Here is a 6,455-nt window from a genome sequence, read left to right as displayed (position 1 = left end):
AACATCACCTATAGCAAATGCGGGCTGACTGCTTAAAAATGAAGATATTGCATCTAAACAACATTCGGTCTGGCGGACAAAGATTCGATTTCAAAATCCCGCACTTGCCATAGCCATGGCGTTGTGCTTCATGCGAAAAAAATGAAATCTGAGATTAAAATAAGAGTCCTCGACATTGACCCAGGAGATGACACCATTCATTTCCAAGGATTCTTTAGTAACGAAATCTGTTCAACGACTTTGGAATTTTATGGCTACTCAGACGAATTTCAAGATTTCGCGACTAACCTTGTTGAATTCCCTAAAACGACTAAGGATAAAGCAACTTATGAACTTGGAGAAAAAGGGGACAAATGGGATTACTATCTCCTGATTGAAGCTTATTGCCTTGAACCAAATGGATATTCTGCTTTGAAAATTGAAGTGACTAACAACGGAACAGGTTCTGCACATCACGAATCGAAATTTGAAATCGAATCAGAACCAGCTTCATTGAACAGACTTGGAAATAGACTGAGAACATGGAATCCATTGAAAGATAAGTATTTTGAATGGAGACCAAATGAATGAAAATGAAAATGCACGAAAGCACAACATCAGTTATAGCAAATGCGGGCTGACTGCTTAAATATGAAGATATTGCAACTAAATAACATTCGGTCTGGCGTACATAGTTTCGGTTTCAAAATCCCGCACTTGCCATAGCCTTGGCCGTTGTGAGCCAGCAGAGAATGACCGAAAAAGAAAGTAAATATTATGATAGAATAAAAAGTGAGTTAATCGGACAAAAGGTTCGTGAAGTTTACTATGAGGAAATTAATTGGGAAACTGACCATTCTGAATTTTGGGAATTCTCAACGGATATTCATTCCGTCGATATGAATGTGATATTCCGATTGGAAAACGGAAAGCTGATTCAAATAATGTGGGACAGCGAGTTTTACAGTTATGGTGTAGGATTTACTATTATTGACAAATTAGAGAAAGAAAAAGAAGGGTTTAAAATCATAAATGTTTCGGAAAGCCTTAATTGGAAAAAACTGATTGGAGAAAAAATATCTGGAATCGGAATTTTATGGGATATCAGCGAAGGAATTACTACTGAATATAAAAATGACCGAATAGTTAAATCAGAAGACACAATTACTAAATTACCCCAAACTTGGGAATTATTATTCGATAAAAATAAAATTTGGATTGCCACTCTTGAGATAAAAGAAAATGAATCTGACAATTATTATTGGGCTGATCATCTTACTATTCTATTCTCTAACGAAACGCAAGAAAAATATAAACTGTGTGAAAATGCCAGCTCACAACACTATATATAGCAAATTGGGCGATTAGTGTTTAATCGAAAGGTTGCTGTCTATTTTCAAAGTCGCCAAATCTTTTGATTTGGTGTTAAAAGAGAAAAATTAAAACAAAATAAAAAGATTTGGCTTGTGGCTAATCCGAAAGTAATCGATTGTTTTCTGCCCCACTTGCCATATATTTAACGTTGTAGTGCATTAAAAAAAACGATGAGAATACTTAAATACATCCTTTCAATTTTGTTAGTGATTTGGGGACTACTAATTGCGTGGACTAAATTATTTTCCGTTGGACTTCACTTTCCCTTCCTGACTATATTAACCGTAATTGCCATTATTGCCGGAATTACTAAACATAAAAAAGCGAGCCTGATTTTTATTATTTCGGCTTGTCTTTGGATTATATTAAGTGCTGAAACTATTGGGTTTGTTATATTCTTCGATGAAGGAAATTACGGAAGAATGTTATTCGGTGTTATTCCCTTTTTATTAAGCACAGGACTTCTTTTCTCAACGAAAACAGAGATTAAATTAATAGATACCCTTACTAAGAAATTTCTTTTAGTCCCTCTATTTATGTTAATAGGAATTGGCTCGTATATATATAAGCCGACTACCGAAGAAGTTAATTGTTGGTATTATTTAAACAACGACAAAACTTATAATGTTAGGTTTGCAGAGACACCTGAAAGAACTTTTGAAGTTGAGTTATCATCAGACGAACTAAAAAAAGAAGTTAAAGAAGAAGCATTACAATACGAAGGACGAAAAGGATACTACTGCCCAGAAACAAAAGTTCGTGTGGTGACCAGTTTTGGTAAAATAATTTCCGCCAAAATAATGTCATTCAGAAATAGTGAAATAGATAAGAAAGTGAATTTTAGCAGTCCAACAAAAATCCCGTTAGAAAAGGTTAATGGAAAATTGGAAATACTGAAACCTTTCATACTAAGATTGTGGAATTAAAACGAAACGCACTACAACACGCTATATAATAAATTGGGCAGAAAGCACTATATATGAGCATTTTAATATCAAATAATAATTGTGGTAAATTGAAAGGTTGGTGTTTCAAAATGCCCAACTTATCATATAGCCACACGTTGGCACACATTTAAAAACGATACTCCACATTCAAAAACTTAATGAAAAAAGTAATCCAGTTAATCGGAGTAATTTTTCTCCTCATAGGAGGTTATTTTGCTGTTAAAACAGGATATCATCTTTTAAATTATGAATTAACTGGGGGCCTTAATCCTGAAACTTTTGGATATGCACGACCATATTGGGAAATTGTTGTTGAGTTTCTGTTTTGGCTTACAGTAATAATTGGTGGTTTGGGGTTTTTAACTTCAAAAAAGTTAGGATTGAAAATAGGACGTTATTCACTCATTGTTCCAATACTAACTTCCTTAGTTTTTTTGGTTATTAGCGTTTACAAAAGGCTCGATTATTCAAATTCTTTGATGGTTAATAATGAAAACCGAAAAATGTCCTTGATAGAACAATGGGAATACATTTATTCCGAACCAATATATTTTGCAGGAATTGTTATGGCTCTTTTCATAATAATGATTATGTCAAAACACCAGTTAAAAGTTGAAAGTGAATAAAATAAAACATCAAAGAAAAAAATCTAGGAAGCCACTTAGCGAATTTGAGGCTATATCAAAAATGAAAAATTACTTTATCATTTTCACTTTATTAATTTTTGCATCATGTGCAGAAAAAAATATTGATAAAATTCAATATCAAGAAGGAAACCAAATATTGAATGTGAATAATTCCAACAGACATGGAGAAACAATCGAGCCTGTTTTAATGCAATCAATATCACCTGACACAGTTGAAATTGGAGAACAAATTAATATTAAAGTCTTTTTATCGCAACCGGGTTTTAAAATAGTAGATGCCAGTTTTGATTGTGAAGTTTCAGATTTCTCTTTAGCCGATACCACAAACAATAAGATAATTGGATGTTCAAAAGGCTTACTTGTTGAAAATGATACCGTAAGAATTCAATTTAATGTAGGAGGTGATTTTGGGAAGTAAGCTTTTTCAGAAATAGTAATCCTTTCTAAAGGAGATGATAATGTTTACAGATATCATAAAGGATCATTTAACTACTTTGTGAAAAGATAAACGTGTGCCAACATCACCTTGGATACAGCGGGCTGTTCCGAGTAAATAGAAAGTTTTGTATCTTTAAGAAGTTAGGAGTAGGTTGGAAGTTAACGGTTCCAAATGCCCGCCGTCTCCAAGCTGAATCACGTTAGCAACAAGGCAAAACCAACTAATGAACAAATTTCTAAACATAATATTTCTACTCTTCGTTGCTGTTTCTTGCAAACCGCAAAACACTGACTTGAATGTAACTGAATCTCAAAGTTTCAATCGAGTTATGGGAGAAAAATCTTGGGGATTTGTGAATCAAAATGGAGACACCATAATACCACTAAACAAATACAAATTTCTCAATCCAATTGATGAAGAAGGAATGATATTAGCCCATTCAAATGGAAAGAGTGGCTACATTAATATAAAACAAGACACAATAATACCATTCATCTATGATGATTTAAGTGTTTTTTCTCACGGACTTGCACCAGCAAAGAAAAATGGTAAATACGGTTATTTAGATAGAAAAGGTAATGTAGTAGTGCCGTTTAAGTACGAAAACGAAAGCCACTTTTATAAATGCAGATTGGCAAGTGCTAAGTTAAATGGCAAATACGGATTTATTGACCAAAGTGGCAATGAGGTTATTCCTATCCAATTTGAGAAAGTTAGAAGCAACAAAATCGATTCATTGGTTTGTGCAATGAAAAACGGAAAATGGGCATTTTTTTCTTGCTCAGGCAAACAATTGACTGACTTTAAATACGATAAAATAACTGAATCATATTACAATGATAGAAACTACACTTATTTTCAAAAAGGTTTATGTCGTGTCGAAAAAGACGGTAAAGTTGCATATATCAATAATGAGTTTAACGAGATTGTACCTTTTGGGGCTTATGGGGTGGGTGAACCATTCCGAAATCAATTAGCAATTGTAGCACAAAATGGAAGATATGGAATTATAGACACTTTGGGACAAACCATAGTTCCATTGAAATATGACTTAATTGAGCATCCTACTGAATATTCTAATGAATCTAACCTTTTCGCTGTAAAAAAAGGTCAAAATATTCAACTTTTAGATAGTAACGCAAATCCAATAACAGATTTTGACATTAAAGAATTCGAGTGGGATAGCTACAAAACAGAAGATTCATATCAAAGATATTTTGTATTGACTAACAGTTCAGGAATGACAGGAACAGTTTCGGAAAAAGGAATAAAAGAAATTCCTTTTCAATATCAAGAAATCAAGGCTTTTGATGGTAAGTCAGTAACGTACGCAAAACAAAATGGCAAGTATGGTTTAATAGATTATAAAGGACAAATCATTCTACCCTTAGAATATGATGAGATTTATTCGAGTAAATTTTTTGATTATTACATAATTAAAAAGTCAAACAAAGCAGGAATGTTTGACAAAAATGGTAATCAAATAATCTCATTTTCTTATCAAGATATAATACCTGCATTTTATGATGAAAATGAAAGATTTATTGTTCAGCAAAACGAACAATTTGGTGTTATTGATATAAATAAAAACGTAATCATCCCAATAGAATACGAAGAAATATCTAATTGGGTAGAATACGGACCAAAAGAGCATTTCGTAACTAAAAATGGTAAAAAAGGATTGATAAGCAGAGATGGAGAAATCGTAATTCCAACCCAATATGATGAGATTTTTGTAGACAACTCAAAACTAATTAAAGTAAAAAATGATGGACTTTATGGAACAGTTGATTGGAATAACAAAATAATCCATCCTATCAAATACGAACAGATTTTGTGGGAATGGCCATATTTGACACAAGAACCATTGGACACAATTTATGTCAAAGAAAATGGAAAGTACTTTTCTACGGACACAGACGGAAAAGTAATTGAACCAAGTGTAAGCAAGAAACTGATTGACGAAAAGTTTTAGTATTTATTGGAAAATGAATAAAACCCAGTTGCTAACAATGTATATAAAAAATAGGCGAAATATTAGTAAATTCAAGGCTTTTGGCTCGTGTCAAACTTTGTGCTTAACCGAAAGTTTCGAGCTTCGAAATCGCCTACTTTTCATATACTAAACGTTACCATTTAACTTATCTACTCTCTCTCTTCAATAGCCGAAGGATTTACTGTCAAACAATTATCTTATTGAAGCAGATTAACTTTCTAATCAAGCAGAAAATAGATGTTATTCAACAGCGACAGGAGGTAAATGATGCTGAATTTTGCTTGGGTTCCCAATGGCTACTTTGAGTAAAGGCGTTTATATCTTCATCTTTTGCCTTTAATATGTGATTTTCTTAATTAACTTTTTGATCAAAATCTTTATTAGAAGACTCGCTATTTAAGATATTTTCATTTTTCTTAAATAGTGATCACAGTTAATTATCCTGATTTCACTCAATCAATAAAATCACCTCAAAATCCCACAACACAATGCACCCAGCCAATCTATTTCAACAAGTAGCATTCATCAAAGAAATAGACAAGTTGTAATAGATTCAGAACAAGTATCGGTTGTTCATTAGTGACAGACCCGAAAATGAAGCAGAGCATAGTTGGCATTTGGCGATGATGACAATTGTTTTGGCTGAGCATTCAGATAAGCCAATAGACGTACTTAAAGTTGTGAAAATGGTACTGATCTATGACATCGTAGAGATCGATACTGGCGACACATTTATCTATGATTCTACCAAGAACCATACGAATAGTGAAGAGGAACTTCTTGCTGCAAAACGGATCTTTTGGCTTCTACCGACAGCTCAAGCAGAAGACTGTATAGCCGTTTGTGACTAGTTTTTATCTGGTGAGACTGATGAGGCAGAATGTCCAAAATGTCATCAGCTTGGCTATTATTACTCGAATGAGCGGAGATTACTTCTCAGCTTCTTTGAATAGTGAGAATGTTGAGAATCTTAATATTTATTAAAAAGCGGCTGTCTCAAAACTCAAATGAGAAGTCTAAGAATGGATAATTCGAGTCAAATCTCAACTTTTATAAATCAGGGGCTATTCCTA

The 6,455-nt window shown here is 33.2% G+C and carries 7 protein-coding genes; all 7 read left to right on the top strand.

Going from position 1 to position 6,455, the window contains the following annotated elements:
• Positions 1–141: 141 nt before the first annotated feature.
• The 7 genes from BVH02_RS12435 (at position 142) to BVH02_RS12405 (ending at position 6,233) form a co-directional block, all read left to right on the top strand.
• Complete coding sequence (locus BVH02_RS12435) at positions 142–570, top strand: hypothetical protein (RefSeq protein WP_143244212.1); 429 nt, start codon at positions 142–144, stop codon at positions 568–570.
• A 161-nt stretch (positions 571–731) separates the two neighbouring features.
• Entirely contained in the window at positions 732–1,331 is a 600-nt protein-coding gene (locus BVH02_RS12430; RefSeq protein WP_086501767.1) for a hypothetical protein, read from the top strand.
• A gap of 192 nt (positions 1,332–1,523) precedes the next feature.
• Complete coding sequence (locus BVH02_RS12425) at positions 1,524–2,279, top strand: hypothetical protein (RefSeq protein WP_086501766.1); 756 nt, start codon at positions 1,524–1,526, stop codon at positions 2,277–2,279.
• Between the two features lie 179 nt (positions 2,280–2,458).
• A complete protein-coding gene (locus tag BVH02_RS12420; RefSeq protein WP_086501765.1) occupies positions 2,459–2,926 on the top strand; it encodes a hypothetical protein in 468 nt (155 codons plus the stop codon).
• Positions 2,919–3,365 (top strand): hypothetical protein, encoded by a 447-nt coding sequence (locus BVH02_RS12415; RefSeq protein ID WP_143244211.1) that lies wholly within the window; start codon positions 2,919–2,921, stop codon positions 3,363–3,365. The genes BVH02_RS12420 and BVH02_RS12415 overlap by 8 nt, the downstream gene beginning before the upstream one ends.
• Positions 3,366–3,609: 244 nt before the next feature.
• The gene (locus BVH02_RS12410) at positions 3,610–5,361 is read left to right on the top strand and encodes a WG repeat-containing protein (RefSeq protein ID WP_086501763.1); all 1,752 of its coding nucleotides are present in this window, start codon (positions 3,610–3,612) and stop codon (positions 5,359–5,361) included.
• 590 nt (positions 5,362–5,951) lie between these two features.
• Positions 5,952–6,233 (top strand): HD domain-containing protein, encoded by a 282-nt coding sequence (locus BVH02_RS12405; protein WP_223271858.1) that lies wholly within the window; start codon positions 5,952–5,954, stop codon positions 6,231–6,233.
• Positions 6,234–6,455: the final 222 nt, after the last annotated feature.

The sequence above is a fragment of the Algoriphagus ratkowskyi genome, from assembly GCF_002150505.1.
In the GTDB taxonomy this organism is placed as follows: Bacteria; Bacteroidota; Bacteroidia; order Cytophagales; family Cyclobacteriaceae; genus Algoriphagus; species Algoriphagus ratkowskyi.
Note: the sequence above shows the minus strand (reverse complement) of the source record. Positions and strands in the feature narration are given on the sequence as shown.